General features: G+C 33.4%; 15 protein-coding genes. All 15 read left to right on the top strand.

Going from position 1 to position 19,138, the window contains the following annotated elements:
- The first annotated feature begins 218 nt into the window (after positions 1-218).
- Positions 219-1,511, top strand: coding sequence for a GTPase ObgE (gene obgE / locus JV528_RS02075; RefSeq protein WP_000496098.1), 1,293 nt, complete (start codon positions 219-221; stop codon positions 1,509-1,511).
- A 12-nt stretch (positions 1,512-1,523) separates the two neighbouring features.
- Positions 1,524-1,979 carry an ACT domain-containing protein gene (locus JV528_RS02070; RefSeq protein WP_000368902.1) on the top strand — a complete coding sequence of 152 codons (456 nt, stop codon included), beginning with the start codon at positions 1,524-1,526 and terminating at the stop codon, positions 1,977-1,979.
- A gap of 13 nt (positions 1,980-1,992) precedes the next feature.
- The gene (gene ruvA, locus JV528_RS02065) at positions 1,993-2,595 is read left to right on the top strand and encodes a Holliday junction branch migration protein RuvA (protein ID WP_000271547.1); all 603 of its coding nucleotides are present in this window, start codon (positions 1,993-1,995) and stop codon (positions 2,593-2,595) included.
- Between the two features lie 31 nt (positions 2,596-2,626).
- Positions 2,627-3,631: a Holliday junction branch migration DNA helicase RuvB gene (gene ruvB / locus JV528_RS02060; protein WP_001005767.1), complete on the top strand. Its 1,005-nt coding sequence runs from the start codon at positions 2,627-2,629 to the stop codon at positions 3,629-3,631.
- 1 nt (position 3,632) lies between these two features.
- Complete coding sequence (gene queA, locus JV528_RS02055) at positions 3,633-4,658, top strand: tRNA preQ1(34) S-adenosylmethionine ribosyltransferase-isomerase QueA (RefSeq protein ID WP_001019175.1); 1,026 nt, start codon at positions 3,633-3,635, stop codon at positions 4,656-4,658.
- Between the two features lie 22 nt (positions 4,659-4,680).
- Positions 4,681-5,820, top strand: a complete 1,140-nt coding sequence (gene tgt / locus JV528_RS02050; protein WP_001112045.1) for a tRNA guanosine(34) transglycosylase Tgt — start codon at positions 4,681-4,683, stop codon at positions 5,818-5,820.
- A gap of 18 nt (positions 5,821-5,838) precedes the next feature.
- Positions 5,839-6,099 (top strand): preprotein translocase subunit YajC, encoded by a 261-nt coding sequence (gene yajC, locus JV528_RS02045; protein WP_001160682.1) that lies wholly within the window; start codon positions 5,839-5,841, stop codon positions 6,097-6,099.
- Positions 6,100-6,373: 274 nt separating this feature from the next.
- On the top strand, positions 6,374-8,653 hold the full coding sequence (secDF, locus tag JV528_RS02040) for a protein translocase subunit SecDF (protein ID WP_204177159.1): 2,280 nt from the start codon (positions 6,374-6,376) through the stop codon (positions 8,651-8,653).
- A 202-nt stretch (positions 8,654-8,855) separates the two neighbouring features.
- Positions 8,856-11,129 carry a single-stranded-DNA-specific exonuclease RecJ gene (gene recJ, locus JV528_RS02035; protein ID WP_000594981.1) on the top strand — a complete coding sequence of 758 codons (2,274 nt, stop codon included), beginning with the start codon at positions 8,856-8,858 and terminating at the stop codon, positions 11,127-11,129.
- A gap of 21 nt (positions 11,130-11,150) precedes the next feature.
- Positions 11,151-11,669 (top strand): adenine phosphoribosyltransferase, encoded by a 519-nt coding sequence (locus tag JV528_RS02030; RefSeq protein ID WP_000364542.1) that lies wholly within the window; start codon positions 11,151-11,153, stop codon positions 11,667-11,669.
- 427 nt (positions 11,670-12,096) lie between these two features.
- Positions 12,097-14,286: a RelA/SpoT family protein gene (locus JV528_RS02025; RefSeq protein ID WP_001058583.1), complete on the top strand. Its 2,190-nt coding sequence runs from the start codon at positions 12,097-12,099 to the stop codon at positions 14,284-14,286.
- 11 nt (positions 14,287-14,297) lie between these two features.
- A complete protein-coding gene (dtd, locus tag JV528_RS02020; protein ID WP_000869980.1) occupies positions 14,298-14,750 on the top strand; it encodes a D-aminoacyl-tRNA deacylase in 453 nt (150 codons plus the stop codon).
- On the top strand, positions 14,747-15,622 hold the full coding sequence (locus JV528_RS02015; RefSeq protein WP_000717800.1) for an N-acetylmuramoyl-L-alanine amidase family protein: 876 nt from the start codon (positions 14,747-14,749) through the stop codon (positions 15,620-15,622). Before dtd ends, JV528_RS02015 begins: the two co-directional genes overlap by 4 nt.
- Before the next feature lie 460 nt (positions 15,623-16,082).
- The gene (hisS, locus tag JV528_RS02010) at positions 16,083-17,345 is read left to right on the top strand and encodes a histidine--tRNA ligase (protein WP_000590826.1); all 1,263 of its coding nucleotides are present in this window, start codon (positions 16,083-16,085) and stop codon (positions 17,343-17,345) included.
- A gap of 15 nt (positions 17,346-17,360) precedes the next feature.
- On the top strand, positions 17,361-19,127 hold the full coding sequence (aspS, locus tag JV528_RS02005) for an aspartate--tRNA ligase (protein ID WP_000044802.1): 1,767 nt from the start codon (positions 17,361-17,363) through the stop codon (positions 19,125-19,127).
- The last annotated feature ends 11 nt before the right edge of the window (positions 19,128-19,138 follow it).

The raw sequence follows: 19,138 nt of genomic DNA, 5'->3' as shown, positions 1-19,138 counted from the left end.
AAGAGCCCCTAATTATTTACATTATAAGGGGCTAAGGAATACAGTTGCAGTATAAAAAGCAAAAAAGTATCATATTTGGTACTCGGAAATTTCAGCAATTTGAGTAAAGTAAACTTAAAAGCAACTGCATAANNCCCCTAATTATTTACAATATAAGGGGCTCTAATATGCTATAATTATTGGGAAAATGAAAATTATATGTAAAAGAGGTGAGATATATGTTTGTCGATCAAGTCAAAATATCTCTTAAAGCCGGTGATGGTGGTAATGGTATTACCGCATACAGAAGAGAAAAATATGTACCATTTGGTGGACCAGCTGGCGGTGACGGTGGTAAAGGTGCTTCAGTCGTATTTGAAGTGGATGAAGGTTTAAGAACGTTATTAGATTTTAGGTATCAACGTCATTTTAAAGCAAGCAAAGGTGAAAATGGCCAAAGTAGTAATATGCATGGTAAAAATGCGGAAGATTTAGTATTAAAAGTTCCACCTGGCACAATTATTAAAAATGTTGAAACAGACGAAGTGTTAGCAGATCTTGTTGAAGATGGTCAAAGAGCTGTAGTAGCGAAGGGCGGTCGAGGTGGACGAGGTAATTCACGTTTTGCAACGCCTAGAAACCCTGCACCTGACTTCAGTGAAAAAGGTGAACCAGGTGAGGAATTAGATGTATCTTTAGAATTGAAATTATTAGCTGATGTAGGATTAGTAGGCTTCCCTAGTGTGGGTAAATCGACTTTATTATCTATCGTTTCAAAAGCTAAGCCTAAAATTGGGGCATATCATTTTACAACGATTAAACCAAATCTAGGTGTTGTTTCAACACCTGATCAACGAAGTTTTGTTATGGCAGATTTACCAGGTTTAATTGAAGGTGCATCTGATGGCGTTGGATTAGGACATCAATTTTTAAGACATGTAGAGAGAACAAAAGTTATTGTTCACATGATTGATATGAGTGGTTCTGAAGGTAGAGAACCTATTGAAGATTATAAAGTCATTAATCAAGAATTAGCCGCGTACGAGCAACGTTTAGAAGATAGACCTCAAATCGTAGTAGCTAACAAGATGGATTTACCTGAATCACAAGATAATTTAATCTTATTTAAAGAAGAAATTGGCGAAGATGTGCCAGTTATTCCAGTTTCAACAATAACGCGTGATAATATTGATCAATTATTATATGCAATAGCAGATAAATTAGAAGAATATAAAGATGTTGACTTCACAGTTGAAGAAGAGGAGTCGGTTGGCATTAACCGAGTATTATATAAACATACACCGTCACAAGATAAATTTACAATTTCAAGAGATGATGATGGTGCTTATGTGGTAAGTGGTAATGCTATTGAAAGAATGTTTAAAATGACTGACTTTAACAGTGATCCAGCAGTACGTCGATTTGCTCGTCAAATGCGTTCGATGGGTATTGATGATGCGCTTAGAGAACGTGGTTGTAAAAATGGTGATATCGTTAGAATTCTTGGCGGAGAATTTGAATTCGTTGAATAGGAGCGTAACATGATGGACAATAAAGATTATAAAAAGTTTTATTTAATTAGAGAAGATGTCTTGCCTGAATCCGTGGTTAAAACATTGAAGATTAAAGATGCCTTAAAAAGTGATCCGACATTGTCCATTTATGATGCCGTTAAACAGTTTGATCTATCTAGAAGTGCTTTTTATAAATATAGAGAAACGATATTTCCAGTAGACGATAAAATGCTTGACCATCGAGAATTTACATTAATTTTATATGTAACTGATATTGTGGGTATGTTGGCACGTGTACTAGATGTTATATCAAAGTTAGAACTATCTGTATTAACGATTCATCAAAGTATTCCAATGGAAGAAAAAGCAACAATAACATTATCACTGAATGCTAAATCTAAAGAAACTTCAGTAGAAGATGTTATTGGCGCTTTGAGAAATTTAGATTATGTATCAAAAGTAGAATTAATTAGTATGAGTATGTAAGGATGTGCCTATAATGTACGCGTATGTCAAAGGTAAGTTAACACATTTATATCCTACACACGTAGTTGTTGAAACTGCTGGTGTTGGTTATGAAATTCAAACACCAAATTCTTATCGTTTTCAAAAGCATCTAGATCATGAAGTTTTAATACATACATCTTTAATTGTTCGTGAAGATGCACAATTATTGTATGGATTTAGTAGTGAAGAAGAGAAAGATATGTTCTTGAGTTTAATTAAAGTTACTGGTATTGGTCCGAAATCAGCTTTAGCTATTTTAGCGACAAGTACGCCTAATGAAGTAAAACGTGCCATTGAAAATGAAAATGATACGTATTTAACTAAATTCCCAGGAATTGGTAAGAAAACGGCAAGACAGATTGTCTTAGATTTAAAAGGTAAAGTGAAAATCACTGAAGAAGATAGCGATTCATTATTACAAGTAGACGCTACATCGACGGTGCAAGATCAATTCGTGCAAGAAGCAATGTTAGCGTTAGAAGCATTAGGTTATTCTAAACGAGAGCTTGCAAAAGTTGAGAAAACGTTAAATAAAAATAAATATGACTCAGTTGATGAAGCTGTTAAGGCAGGTCTTCAATTAGTTGTATCTTAATTTTAAATAGATTAATAGGGGAAGTGTTGTCATGAATGAGCGTATGGTTGATCAATCAATGCATAGTGAAGAAACTGATTTCGAATTGTCGCTTAGACCTACGAGATTACGACAATATATTGGTCAAAATTCAATAAAAAGTAATTTAGAAGTATTTATTAAAGCGGCTAAACTTCGTCATGAACCATTAGATCATGTATTGCTTTTTGGCCCCCCCGGATTAGGTAAGACAACATTATCTAATATCATTGCCAATGAAATGGAAGTTAATATACGTACAGTATCAGGGCCTTCATTAGAAAGACCTGGTGATTTGGCTGCAATTTTATCAGGGCTTCAACCTGGAGATGTTTTGTTTATTGATGAAATACACAGACTGAGTAGTGTTGTTGAAGAAGTGTTATACCCTGCAATGGAAGATTTCTTTTTAGATATTATCATTGGTAAAGGCGATGAGGCTAGAAGTATCCGAATCGACTTACCTCCATTCACTTTGGTAGGTGCAACAACGCGAGCTGGTAGCTTAACAGGTCCACTAAGGGATCGATTTGGTGTGCACTTAAGATTAGAATATTATAATGAATCAGATTTAAAAGAAATCATTATTAGAACAGCTGAGGTTTTAGGCACAGGAATTGATGAAGAAAGTGCCATTGAACTTGCTAAACGTTCTAGAGGGACTCCAAGAGTAGCAAATCGACTATTGAAACGGGTAAGAGACTTCCAGCAAGTGAATGAAGATGAACAAATATACATTGAAACAACAAAGCACGCATTAGGTTTACTTCAAGTTGATCAACACGGACTAGATTACATTGATCATAAAATGATGAACTGTATTATTAAGCAGTATAATGGTGGACCTGTTGGTTTAGATACGATTGCCGTAACAATTGGCGAAGAACGTATTACAATTGAGGACGTTTATGAGCCATTTCTTATTCAGAAAGGCTTTTTAGAACGTACGCCACGTGGCAGAAAAGCAACACCATTAGCTTATGAACATTTTGCAAAGTCGAATGAGGAGAGAGAATAACGTGAATATTGAAGAATTTGACTATGACTTACCAGAATCATTAATTGCTCAAACGCCTTTAAAAGATCGTGATCATAGTCGTTTATTAGTCATGGATAGAGAAACTGGTGAAATGAAACATTTACATTTCAAAGATATCATTGAGTATTTTAGACCTGGTGATACATTAGTGCTTAACGATACGCGAGTAATGCCAGCTAGACTTTTTGGTTTGAAAGAAGAAACTGGTGCAAAAGTTGAAATGTTAATGCTAACTCAAATTGAAGGTAATGATTGGGAAGTCTTACTGAAACCAGCTAAGCGTATTAAAGTTGGTAATAAATTGAATTTTGGTAATGGCAAAATTATAGCTGAATGCATAAAAGAAATGGATCAAGGTGGACGCATCATGCGTTTACATTATGAAGGTATTTTACAAGAAAGATTAGATGAATTAGGGGAAATGCCACTGCCACCATACATCAAAGAACGTTTAGATGATCCAGATCGTTATCAAACAGTTTACGCTAAAGAAAGTGGTTCAGCGGCAGCACCAACAGCAGGATTACATTTTACTGATGAGTTATTAACTGAAATTAAAAATAAAGGTGTTAATATCGCATTTGTTACATTACATGTTGGATTAGGTACGTTTAGACCGGTGAGCGTCGACGATGTGAATGACCACGAAATGCATAGTGAATATTATCAAATGGCACAAGAAACAGCTGATTTATTAAATGATACTAAGTCCAAAGGACATCGTATTATATCAGTTGGTACAACTTCAACACGTACACTTGAAACAATTCGACGCGATCATGATAAATTTGTTGAAACGAGTGGCTGGACTAATATATTTATTTATCCAGGATTTGATTTTAAAGCAATTGATGGCCAGATTACTAATTTTCATTTACCAAAATCAACATTAGTTATGCTAGTATCAGCGTTTAGTACTCGTGAAAATGTTCTGAATGCTTATAAAACGGCAGTAAATTTAGAATATAGATTCTTTAGTTTTGGCGATGCAATGTTAATTATATAAAAAGAATGTGAGGATTTTGAATATGCCTGCAGTAACATACGAACACATTAAAACTTGTAAACAATCAGGTGCGCGTTTAGGTATCGTGCACACACCACACGGTTCATTTGAAACACCTATGTTTATGCCAGTTGGTACTAAAGCAACCGTTAAAACAATGAGTCCAGAAGAGTTAAGACAAATTGAAGCAAAAATCATTTTGGGCAACACATATCATTTGTGGTTACAACCCGGAAATGATATTATCAAACACGCTGGGGGATTACATAAATTCATGAATTGGGATGGTCCGATTCTAACAGATTCAGGCGGTTTCCAAGTGTTTAGTTTAAGTAATTTACGTAAAATTACAGAAGAAGGCGTGGAATTTAGACATCATACTAATGGGTCTAAATTATTTTTGAGTCCTGAGAAATCAATGCAAATTCAAAATGATTTAGGTTCTGATATTATGATGGCATTTGATGAATGTCCACCGATGCCTGCTGAATATGATTATGTAAAAAAATCTATTGAACGTACAACACGTTGGGCGAAAAGATGTCTAGATGCACACCAAAGACCTGAAGATCAAGCATTGTTCGGCATTATACAAGGTGGCGAATATGAAGATTTAAGAGAACAAAGTGCAAAGGATTTAGTAGAATTAGATTTTCCTGGTTATGCAATCGGCGGTTTGTCAGTTGGTGAACCTAAACCGGTTATGTATAAAATGGTTGAACATACAGAGCAGTTTATGCCTAAAGATAAACCAAGATATTTAATGGGTGTAGGATCTCCAGATGCGTTAATCGAATGTAGTATTCGCGGCATGGATATGTTTGATTGTGTCTTACCGACACGTATTGCCAGAAATGGTACTTGTATGACATCGCAAGGTCGTTTAGTTATTAAAAATGCAAAATTTGCAGATGATTTAAGACCGTTAGATGAGAATTGTGACTGTTATACATGTCAAAACTACTCAAGAGCGTATATACGTCATTTAATCAAGGCAGAGGAAACTTTTGGTATTCGTCTTACTACTATTCATAATTTACATTTTCTGCTAAAATTAATGGAAGATATAAGACAAGCCATTCGAGAAGATCGTCTTTTAGATTTCAAAGAAGAATTCTTCGAGCAATATGGATTAAATGTTGAGAACCCAAAAAACTTTTAAGCAAGAGGAGCGTATAAAATGCAATTTTCATTACTAATATATATAGTCGTAATTTTTGCGGTTATGTATTTCTTGATGATCAGACCACAACAAAAACGTGCGAAACAGCATCGTGAGTTGATTAATAACATTCAATCTGGTCAAAGAATTACAACTATTGGTGGTATTAAAGGTACTGTTAAAGCAGTAGATGAAACAACTGTTGTTATTACAGTTAATGGTCATGGTACTGAATTAACTTTCGAAAAACCTGCTATTAAACAAGTTGACCCTTCATAACAAGAAGTGGTATTAAAAAGGATGAAACGAATAGCGTTTCATCCTTTTTAAGTTATAAGTAGTATGTAGAATAGCTTATTTTTATTCCAAAAAAAGAAATTGTGATACATAATAATTGTTAAATTTAAATTAAATATATCTATGACTATTTTTACTCCCTGCTCTAGTATGTTAATATGTATAAGGCTAATAAATTTTGTAAGAAAGATTTAACTTGCGTTATAAAATAGTATTCAAGTATTCTAAATACATACGTAAATAATGAGGTGTTCATGTGAAGAAAAGTAGTAGAATAATTGCGTTCTTGCTTTTAGTCGTATTGTTGTTTGCCGGAATGGCTGCAACTTATAAAAGTGTTATAAAGAATGTCAATTTAGGACTTGATTTGCAAGGTGGATTTGAGGTGCTTTATCAAGTCGATCCTTTAAATAAAGGCGACAAAATAGATAAAAAAGCCTTACAATCAACAGCGCAAACATTAGAAAATCGTGTTAACGTTTTAGGTGTTTCCGAACCTAAAATTCAAGTTGAAGAACCTAATAGAATTAGAGTTCAACTTGCTGGTGTAACAGACCAGAATGAAGCACGTAAAATTTTATCTTCTCAAGCTAATTTAACAATTCGCGATGCAGAAGATAAAGTAAAATTAAGCGGTTCTGATATTAAACAGGGATCTGCCAAACAAGAATTTAAACAGGAAACAAACCAGCCTACAGTTACTTTTAAAGTAAAAGACAAAAACAAATTTAAAAAAGTAACGGAAGAAATCTCTAAGAAACGTGATAATGTCATGGTTGTTTGGTTAGATTTCAAAAAAGGTGACAGCTATAAAAAAGAAGCACAAAAGAAAAACCCTAAATTTATTTCTGCAGCAAGTGTTGATCAACCAATCAATTCTGATAGCGTAGAAATCTCTGGTGGATTTAAAGGACAAGAAGGCGTTAAAAAAGCAAAACAAATCGCCGAATTGTTAAATGCAGGTTCTTTACCAGTTGACTTGAAAGAAATTTATTCAAACTCAGTAGGTGCCCAATTTGGTCAAGATGCATTAGATAAAACTGTGTTTGCATCGTTTATTGGTGTAGCATTAATTTATTTATTCATGCTTGGATTCTACCGCTTACCTGGTTTAGTAGCGATTATTGCATTGACAACTTATATCTATCTAACGTTAGTAGCGTTTAATTTCATTTCTGGGGTTCTAACTTTACCAGGATTAGCGGCGTTGGTATTAGGTGTAGGTATGGCTGTAGATGCCAATATTATCATGTATGAGCGTATTAAGGATGAACTTCGAATAGGTAGAACGATAAAGCAAGCCTTTACTAAAGCAAACAAAAGTTCGTTCTTAACAATTTTTGATTCTAACTTAACAACAGTTATCGCCGCAGCAGTATTATTCTTCTTCGGTGAAAGTTCAGTTAAAGGTTTCGCGACAATGTTATTATTAGGTATTCTAATGATCTTTGTTACAGCCGTGTTCTTATCAAGATTCTTATTATCATTACTTGTTTCATCAAATATATTCAAAAATCAATTTTGGTTATTTGGTGTTAAAAAGAATAAACGACATGATATTAATGAAGGTGTAGATGTTCATGATCTTAAAACTTCATTCGAGAAATGGAATTTTGTTAAATTAGCTAAGCCATTAATTGGAGTAAGTATTTTAATTGTAGTTGTCGGTTTAGTTATTCTTTATATCTTCAAGTTAAACCTAGGAATTGATTTCTCAAGTGGTACACGTGTAGATTTCCAATCTAAACAAGCAATTACTCAACAAAAGGTTGAGCAAGTTGTAAAAGATAGTGGACTTAAAGCAGATCAAATTCAAATCAATGGTAAAGATAATAAAGTAGCAACTGTTCAATTTAAAGACGATTTAACGCGTGCTCAAGATAATAAATTGAGTGATAATATTAAATCGAAATTCGGTGACACACCTCAAATTAACACTGTATCACCAATTATTGGACAGGAATTAGCAAAAAATGCAATGCTTGCATTAATCTATGCATCGATAGGTATCATCATCTATGTATCATTACGATTTGAATGGCGCATGGGTCTTTCATCTGTATTGGCATTATTACATGATGTATTCATTATAGTAGCGATTTTCAGTTTATTTAGAATTGAAGTAGATTTAACATTTATCGCCGCTGTATTAACAATTGTCGGTTATTCAATTAATGATACAATCGTAACGTTTGACCGTGTACGTGAAAACTTACAAAAGGTTAAAGTGATTACGACAACAGAACAAATTGATGATATTGTTAATAGATCAATTAGACAGACAATGACACGTTCAATTAATACAGTATTAACAGTTATTGTAGTAGTAGTTGCTATACTATTCTTCGGTGCTCCTACGATATTCAACTTTACTTTAGCATTATTTATCGGATTGATTTCTGGTGTATTCTCTTCAATCTTCATTGCCGTTCCGCTATGGGGACTGATGAAAAAACGTCAGTTGAAAAAATCGCCGAAACACAAATTAGTTGTATATAAAGAAAAGAAATCGAACGATGAAAAGATTTTAGTTTAAAATGAATTAAGCGGTATGTGAAACAATAAAGAGTTCACATACCGCTTTTTACTTTGTTTAAATTTAACAAAATATATATAAATAAGTTCCCGCATTCATTTTTAAAAAATGGTATAATTAAAGTCTTGATTATTTAGATAAGTGCTTTTTATTTAAAGTAATTTTAGATATAATGTCTTTTGGAAATGAGGCGTAAATATATATGATTAAACCGAAGTATAAGTGGAAATTAATTAAACCAACTGAATACATAAGTGATGAATTAACATCAAAATTAAAGTTAACGCCAATCGTAAAAAAAATATTAGAAAGTAAATCGATTATTGATGAACAAGCAATTGAATCCATCATTTCAGATACAGATATCAATCATGATTCATTGCAATTGAGCGATATGACAAAGACTATTGAAAGAATTAAAAGAGCGATAGCGAATGATGAGAAAATCCTAGTTTATGGTGATTACGATGCCGACGGTGTTACCTCAACTACAATTTTAGTGACAACATTACAACTTTTAGGTGCACAAGTAGGATGGCATATTCCTAACCGCTTTACCGAAGGATATGGACCAAACGAACTAGCATTTAGAAATGCTCATGATGAAGGCATAACATTAATCATAACTGTTGATAATGGCATACAAGGTCATAATGAAATTAAAATGGTTCAAGATTTAGGAGTTGATGTCATTGTAACTGATCATCATGAAATTGGTAGTACATTACCAGAAGCATATGCAATCGTACATCCAATGCATCCATCGTTTAATTATCCGTTCCAACAATTGTGTGGTGCAGGAGTTGCGTACAAATTAGCACAAGCATTGATTGAAAATGTACCTGACTATTTTAAAGCATTAGTTGCGATAGGTACCATTGCGGATTTAGTATCCTTAACTGATGAAAATCGATCATTAGTGAAACAAGGATTAAAAGTCTTAAATGATCAATGTCCGACCTCTGTTAAAGCATTGCTAAAAGAAGCGGGATACAATGACAATATTGATGAAGAAACAATTGGTTTTATTATTGGACCTAGACTTAATGCTGTAGGTCGTTTAGATGACGCATCATTAGCTTGCGAATTGTTGATGACTGACGACGAAGAAGAAGCTGCATTTTTAGCAGAACAAGTTGAACATTTTAACCGTGAAAGAAAAGATATTGTAGCAACTATCACAGAAGAAGCAATGGCAATGGCAGAAATGAAAGTTAAAAATGGAGATTTATTTTTACTTTTAGCAAAAGAAAATTGGCATGAAGGTGTCTTAGGTATTGTTGCTTCGAAAATTGTCGAAACGTTTGCTTTGCCAACATTAATTTTAAATATTGATAGGGAGCAAAATCATGCAAAAGGTTCCGCCAGATCAATTGATCAAGTGTCGATGTTTGAAATACTATCAGCACACCAAGAGTTAATCGCTAAATTTGGCGGCCATCATATGGCTGCAGGTATGACGATGGATATTGAAAATATAGAATCGTTAGCTGAAGGTTTAAATAAATGGATGAAAGAATTATCTGAAACAACTTCGTTAGATCCCGTAAAGCCAGTAGATGTATTATTAACAGAAAATGATATAACGATTAAAAATATTCGTGATATGAATCGTTTAAGACCCTTCGGAACAGATTTTTCTAGACCTATTTTTGAAATGGATGATTTATCAGTTTCTTCAGTTAAGGCGATAGGTCAACAAAAAAATCATCTAAAATTGACACTTGGTGAAAGTAATATCGCCGCACTATTTTGGCAAAATGGACACTTAGAACCTGAGTTACAAGATGAACAACCAATTAATATATTAGGTTCTGTTCAAATCAACGAATGGAATGGTAATCAATCACCGCAATTAATTATTCAAGATATTGCGATGAACGAACAGCAAATATTAGATTATAGAAGTAAGCGAAAAAGTTTACCTTTTACAGAAAATGATAAAAATATTGTCGTGCTTATTCATCCTAAAAGTGATAAAGTAAATGCGAATGAATATTATTATGGTGAAGAAATTAAACAACAAACTGATAAAGTAGTATTAAGAGATTTACCAACGTCAATGGAAGATTTGTCTAATTCCCTGCAACAACTGCAATTTTCTCAACTTTATATAGTTTTACAACATAATCATTCGATTTACTTCGATGGTATACCTAATATGGATGTTTTTAAAAAGTGCTATAAAGCATTAATAACTAAACAAGAAACAAATATCCAGAAAGAGGGTATGTTATTGTGTCAACATTTAAGTGTGAAACCAGATACACTTAAATTCATATTGAAAGTTTTCTTAGACTTAAATTTTGTAACACAAGAAGATGGTTTAATTCGAATCAATCAACAACCTGATAAAAGATCGATTGATTCCAGCAAAGTGTATCAATTAAGACAACAACGTATGGATGTTGAAAAGCAATTATTATATCAAGATTTTTCAGAAATAAAAAATTGGATAAAGTCACAATTGTCGTGAGCAATTTAGGAGGAAATATTAATGGATTTAAAGCAATACGTATCAGAAGTTCAAGATTGGCCGAAACCAGGTGTTAGTTTCAAGGATATTACTACAATTATGGATAATGGTGAAGCATATGGCTATGCAACAGATAAAATTGTAGAATACGCAAAAGACAGAGATGTTGATATCGTTGTAGGACCTGAAGCGCGTGGCTTTATCATTGGCTGTCCAGTAGCTTATTCAATGGGGATTGGCTTTGCACCTGTTAGAAAAGAAGGGAAATTACCTCGTGAAGTCATTCGTTATGAGTATGACCTAGAATATGGTACAAATGTTTTAACAATGCACAAAGATGCAATTAAACCAGGTCAACGTGTGTTAATTACAGATGATTTATTAGCTACTGGTGGTACGATTGAAGCAGCAATAAAATTAGTCGAAAAATTAGGCGGTATCGTAGTAGGTATTGCATTTATAATTGAATTGAAATATTTAAATGGTATTGAAAAAATTAAAGATTACGATGTTATGAGTTTAATCTCATACGACGAATAAAAAATAATATAATTTTATCAAATGAAATCCTTCATCAAATGTATAAGAACGAATGACTTAATTAAAAAAGTTGTTTAAGTTTTCTTAACATGAGATGTTAGGATTTTTTATTTACTGAAAATGTTAGATGATTGAGCATTATACCTTAATAACATCGTTTATTTATTTCATAAATTGTAGTATCATAGAACTAATATTTAAAAAATGAAACAGTAGATTTAGGTCGAATTTTTGTAAAAGTTTTAAAAGTAGGAATAGTATACAAATTAAACTCGCTCAAGTAAAATTAATATTACGATTAATGACGACAGGATAAATATTTATCGTCGACGGACGTATGATTGGTGTGGGACAAATACTATTCAACAAGAGTACCTAAATCATTGTTTAAGGCGAAGTAATAAATATGAATGGGGTGTATCATATAATGAACAACGAATATCCATATAGTGCAGACGAAGTTCTTCACAAAGCAAAATCATATTTGTCAGCAGATGAATATGAGTATGTTTTAAAAAGCTATCATATTGCTTATGAAGCACATAAAGGTCAGTTCCGAAAAAACGGATTACCATACATTATGCATCCTATACAAGTTGCAGGTATTTTAACAGAAATGCGATTAGACGGACCGACGATTGTCGCAGGTTTTTTGCATGATGTAATTGAAGATACACCGTATACATTTGAAGATGTAAAAGAAATGTTCAATGAAGAAGTTGCTCGAATTGTTGATGGTGTGACGAAACTTAAAAAAGTAAAATACCGCTCAAAAGAAGAACAGCAAGCTGAAAATCATCGCAAGTTATTTATTGCGATTGCCAAAGATGTACGCGTAATTTTGGTGAAATTAGCAGACAGATTACATAATATGCGTACCTTGAAAGCCATGCCGCGTGAAAAACAAATTAGAATTTCTCGAGAAACATTAGAAATTTATGCACCTTTAGCACATCGTCTTGGTATTAATACAATCAAATGGGAACTAGAAGATACGGCTCTTCGTTATATTGATAATGTACAATATTTTAGAATAGTCAATTTAATGAAGAAGAAACGTAGTGAACGTGAAGCGTATATCGAAACGGCTATTGATAGAATACGTACTGAAATGGACCGAATGAATATCGAAGGCGATATAAATGGTAGACCTAAACATATTTACAGTATTTATCGGAAAATGATGAAGCAGAAAAAGCAATTTGATCAAATTTTTGATTTGTTGGCGATACGTGTTATTGTCAATTCTATTAATGATTGTTATGCGATACTTGGATTGGTGCATACGTTATGGAAACCGATGCCAGGACGTTTTAAAGATTATATTGCAATGCCTAAACAAAATTTGTATCAGTCATTGCATACCACAGTAGTAGGTCCAAATGGAGACCCGCTCGAAATCCAAATACGAACGTTTGATATGCACGAAATTGCTGAACATGGTGTTGCAGCACACTGGGCTTACAAAGAAGGTAAAAAAGTAAGTGAAAAAGATCAAACTTATCAAAATAAGTTAAATTGGTTAAAAGAATTAGCTGAAGCGGATCATACATCGTCTGACGCTCAAGAATTTATGGAAACCTTAAAATATGACTTACAGAGTGACAAAGTATACGCATTTACCCCAGCGAGTGATGTTATTGAGTTGCCATATGGTGCTGTGCCGATTGATTTTGCTTATGCGATTCACAGTGAAGTCGGTAATAAGATGATTGGTGCCAAGGTGAATGGCAAAATTGTACCAATTGACTATATTTTACAAACAGGCGATATTGTTGAAATACGTACTAGTAAACATTCATATGGACCAAGTCGTGATTGGTTAAAAATTGTTAAATCATCTAGTGCCAAAGGTAAAATTAAAAGTTTCTTCAAAAAACAAGATCGTTCATCTAATATTGAAAAAGGCCGAATGATGGTTGAAGCTGAAATAAAAGAGCAAGGATTTAGAGTCGAAGATATTTTGACAGAGAAAAATATTCAGGTTGTTAATGAAAAATATAACTTTGCAAATGAAGATGATTTATTCGCAGCTGTAGGATTTGGCGGCGTGACATCCTTACAGATTGTTAATAAATTAACTGAAAGACAACGTATTTTAGATAAGCAACGTGCTTTAAATGAAGCACAAGAAGTTACGAAATCATTGCCTATTAAAGACAACATCATTACTGATAGTGGTGTCTATGTAGAAGGTTTAGAAAATGTGCTTATCAAGTTGTCAAAATGTTGTAATCCTATACCAGGTGATGATATTGTAGGTTATATCACCAAAGGTCACGGTATTAAAGTACATCGCACTGATTGCCCAAATATTAAGAACGAAACTGAACGACTAATTAATGTTGAATGGGTAAAATCAAAAGACGCAACTCAAAAATATCAGGTTGATTTAGAGGTAACTGCGTATGACCGAAATGGTTTGTTGAATGAAGTCCTACAAGCTGTTAGCTCGACAGCCGGCAATTTAATTAAAGTTTCAGGACGTTCAGATATTGATAAAAATGCAATAATAAATATTAGTGTCATGGTGAAAAACGTGAATGATGTTTATCGTGTGGTAGAAAAGATCAAACAACTTGGTGATGTTTATACAGTAACAAGAGTTTGGAACTAGAGGTGCAAAATATGAAAGTAGTTGTACAAAGAGTTAAAGAAGCATCGGTGACGAATGATACATTAAATAATCAAATCAAAAAAGGATATTGTTTATTAGTCGGTATCGGTCAGGACTCTACAGAGCAAGATGCAGATGTAATTGCAAAGAAAATTGCTAATGCAAGATTATTTGAAGATGACAATAATAAATTAAACTTTAATATCCAACAAATGAATGGTGAAATACTATCAGTTTCACAATTTACTCTCTATGCAGATGTAAAAAAAGGTAACCGTCCAGGTTTCTCAAGTTCTAAAAATCCTGATCAAGCAGTAAAAATATATGAGTATTTTAATGATGCGCTACGAGCGTATGGTCTTACTGTGAAAACAGGTGAATTTGGAACACACATGAATGTTAACATAAATAATGATGGTCCAGTCACTATTATTTATGAAAGTCAGGACGGCAAAATTCAATGAAAAAAATAGAGGCATGGTTATCTAAAAAGGGTCTTAAAAATAAACGTACTCTAATAGTAGTGATTGCCTTTGTCTTATTTATCATCTTTTTATTTTTATTGCTGAATAGCAATAGTGAAGATAGTGGGAACATTACGATAACTGAAAATGCTGAATTACGTACAGGTCCAAACGCTGCGTATCCAGTCATTTACAAAGTTGAGAAAGGTGACCATTTTAAAAAGATTGGTAAAGTAGGTAAATGGATTGAAGTTGAAGATACATCCAGTAATGAAAAAGGTTGGATAGCTGGATGGCACACAAATTTAGATATTGTCGCGGATAATACAAAGGAGAAAAATCCTTTGCAAGGTAAAACAATAGTGCTTGATCCTGGTCATGGAGGTAGTGACCAGGGTGCTTCAAGCAATACTAAATATAAAAGCTTAGAAAAAGATTATACGTTGAAAACAGCAAAAGAATTGCAGCGCACTTTAGAAAAAGAAGGCGCAACTGTTAAGATGACAAGAACAGACGATACATATGTTTCACTAGAAAATCGTGATATCAAAGGCGATGCCTATTTGAGTATACATAATGATGCATTAGAATCATCTAATGCAAATGGAATGACAGTTTATTGGTATCATGATAATCAAAGAGCTTTAGCAGATACGTTAGACGCTACGATTCAGAAGAAAGGTCTACTTTCTAATCGCGGTTCAAGACAAGAAAATTATCAAGTGTTAAGACAAACAAAAGTTCCTGCTGTTTTATTAGAATTAGGTTATATTAGTAACCCAACTGATGAAACGATGATTAAAGATCAATTACATAGACAAATTTTAGAACAAGCAATTGTTGATGGCCTTAAAATTTATTTTTCTGCGTAGGGCTTGCAAAAATATGTGAAAGTAGTTATCATTGATATTGAATTTTATAACTAAAACCGTTTGTATTCTTGAAATGGTAAATGAAATAGGTAGCAATCTAACTAAGATTGTGTAGGAATATAATCCATAGACTGAAAGATTATGCTGAGTAGTTTATATACATTGAACACAAGAAGAGGTGCTTTATGAAAAGTAAAGCCGTTAAACGTACGTTAAACGTTTTGAGTGGGTTTATTAAATGCACGCTTATAAAAAGTAATGATGATTACAATTAGGCATGTTTTTTAAACCAATGAGGGTGGCAACACGGATATTCGTCCCTTGTGCAGTTTCAGGCTGTGCAAGGGCTTTTTCTTTTGCTTTTAAAATTATGATTTATCGTGCAAAGTTAAGTGGTCGTATATAGTTTTAGTTTTAAAAAGGTAATTAAATAAAATAGTTTGCCGAGGGAGATGTCAAAATGATTAAAATACCTAGAGGGACGCAGGATATTTTACCTGAAGATTCAAAGAAATGGCGTTACATTGAAAATCAATTAGATGAATTAATGACATTTTATAATTATAAAGAAATAAGAACACCAATTTTTGAAAGTACAGATCTTTTTGCAAGAGGTGTTGGTGATTCAACCGATGTCGTACAAAAAGAAATGTATACATTTAAAGATAAAGGCGATAGAAGTATTACATTAAGACCTGAGGGAACAGCTGCAGTTGTGCGTTCATATATTGAACATAAAATGCAAGGTAATCCAAACCAACCAATTAAACTTTATTACAATGGACCGATGTTTAGATATGAACGTAAGCAAAAAGGGCGCTATCGTCAATTTAATCAATTTGGTGTAGAAGCTATTGGTGCTGAAAATCCTAGCGTAGATGCAGAAGTATTAGCTATGGTTATGCATATTTATCAATCATTTGGATTAAAACATTTAAAGCTTGTTATTAATAGTGTAGGGGATATGGCGTCTCGAAAAGAATATAACGAAGCGTTAGTGAAACACTTTGAACCAGTAATTCATGAATTTTGTTCAGATTGTCAATCACGTTTGCATACAAATCCGATGCGAATTTTGGATTGTAAAGTAGACCGTGATAAAGAAGCGATTAAGACTGCACCTAGAATCACTGATTTCTTAAATGAGGAATCTAAGGCATATTATGAACAAGTAAAAGCTTATTTAGATGATTTAGGTATTCCATATATTGAAGATCCTAACTTAGTTCGTGGATTGGATTATTATACACATACAGCATTTGAATTAATGATGGATAACCCTAACTATGATGGTGCCATTACAACTCTTTGTGGTGGTGGCCGTTATAATGGTTTATTAGAATTGCTAGATGGTCCAAGCGAAACAGGTATTGGTTTTGCGCTAAGTATAGAACGATTATTGCTTGCACTTGAAGAAGAAGGTATCGAATTAGATATTGAAGAAAACTTAGATTTATTCATTGTTACAATGGGTGATCAAGCAGATCGATATGCTGTGAAGTTATTAAATCATTTGAGACATAATGGTATTAAAGCAGATAAAGACTACTTACAGCGTAAAATTAAAGGACAAATGAAACAAGCAGACCGTTTAGGTGCCAAGTTTACAATCGTTATTGGTGATCAAGAATTAGAAAATAATAAAATCGATGTTAAAAATATGACAACTGGTGAATCTGAAACAATTGAATTAGACGCATTAGTCGAATATTTTAAGAAGTAGAGAGGGCGTTAAAATATGAGTAAGAGAACAACTTATTGTGGATTAGTTACTGAAGCATTTTTAGGACAAGAAATTACATTAAAAGGATGGGTTAACAATCGTCGTGACTTAGGTGGATTGATTTTCGTTGATTTAAGAGATAGAGAAGGAATTGTACAAGTCGTGTTTAATCCTGCATTTTCAGAAGAGGCATTGAAAATTGCTGAAACAGTACGTTCTGAATATGTTGTAGAAGTTCAAGGGACAGTTACGAAGCGTGACCCTGAAACAGTTAATCCTAAAATTAAAACTGGCCAAGTTGAAGTACAAGTTACAAATATTAAAGTGATTAATAAATCTGAGACACCACCATTTTCTATAAATGAAGAAAATGTTAACGTTGATGAAAATATTCGATTAAAATACCGTTATTTAGATTTACGTCGTCAAGAGTTAGCGCAAACATTTAAAATGAGACATCAAATTACACGTTCTATTCGTCAATATTTGGATGATGAAGGGTTCTTTGACATCGAAACACCAGTACTAACGAAGTCAACACCTGAGGGTGCACGTGACTATTTAGTACCATCTCGTGTCCATGATGGTGAATTTTATGCATTACCACAATCGCCACAATTATTTAAGCAACTATTGATGATTAGCGGATTTGACAAATACTACCAAATCGTAAAATGCTTCCGTGACGAAGATTTACGTGCAGATCGTCAACCTGAATTCACACAAGTCGATATTGAAATGAGTTTTGTAGATCAAGAAGATGTGATGCAAATGGGTGAAGAAATGCTTAAAAAAGTTGTTAAAGAAGTTAAAGGCGTTGAAATTAATGGCGCGTTCCCACGCATGACATATAAAGAAGCGATGCGTCGCTATGGTTCTGATAAACCAGATACGCGTTTTGAAATGGAATTAATTGACGTTTCTCAATTAGGACGTGATATGGACTTTAAAGTATTTAAAGATACTGTTGAAAATGATGGTGAAATTAAAGCAATTGTCGCTAAAGGTGCAGCTGAACAATATACACGTAAAGATATGGATGCTTTAACAGAATTTGTAAACATCTATGGTGCTAAAGGATTAGCGTGGGTTAAAGTTGTGGAAGATGGTTTGACAGGTCCAATTGGACGTTTCCTTGAAACAGAAAATGTTGAAACATTGCTTACATTAACTGGTGCTGAAGCTGGTGACTTAGTAATGTTTGTTGCAGACAAACCAAATGTCGTTGCACAAAGTTTAGGTGCATTACGTGTCAAATTAGCTAAAGAATTAGGTTTAATCGATGAAACAAAATTAAACTTCTTATGGGTGACAGATTGGCCATTATTAGAATATGATGAAGATGCGAAACGTTACGTTGCAGCACATCATCCATTTACATCTCCAAAAGAAGCTGATATTGCTAAGCTTGGCACTGCGCCAGAAGAAGCTGAGGCAAATGCTTATGACATAGTATTAAATGGTTATGAATTAGGTGGCGGTTCAATCAGAATTCATGATGGTGAGTTACAAGAAAAAATGTTCGAAGTTCTTGGATTTACTAAAGAACAAGCGCAGGAACAATTCGGCTTCTTACTAGATGCATTTAAATATGGTGCGCCACCTCATGGCGGTATTGCATTAGGATTAGACCGATTAGTCATGTTATTGACTAATAGAACAAACTTGAGAGATACAATTGCATTCCCTAAAACAGCATCTGCTACATGTTTATTAACGAATGCGCCTGGTGAAGTTTCTGATAAACAATTAGAAGAACTTTCTTTGCGAATTCGTCACTAAATTTAAAAAAA

Origin of the sequence: Staphylococcus sp. GDB20D11A, assembly GCF_016893255.1 — a bacterium.
In the GTDB taxonomy this organism is placed as follows: Bacteria; Bacillota; Bacilli; order Staphylococcales; family Staphylococcaceae; genus Staphylococcus; species Staphylococcus aureus.
This window is presented reverse-complemented; position numbering and strand designations above follow the sequence as displayed.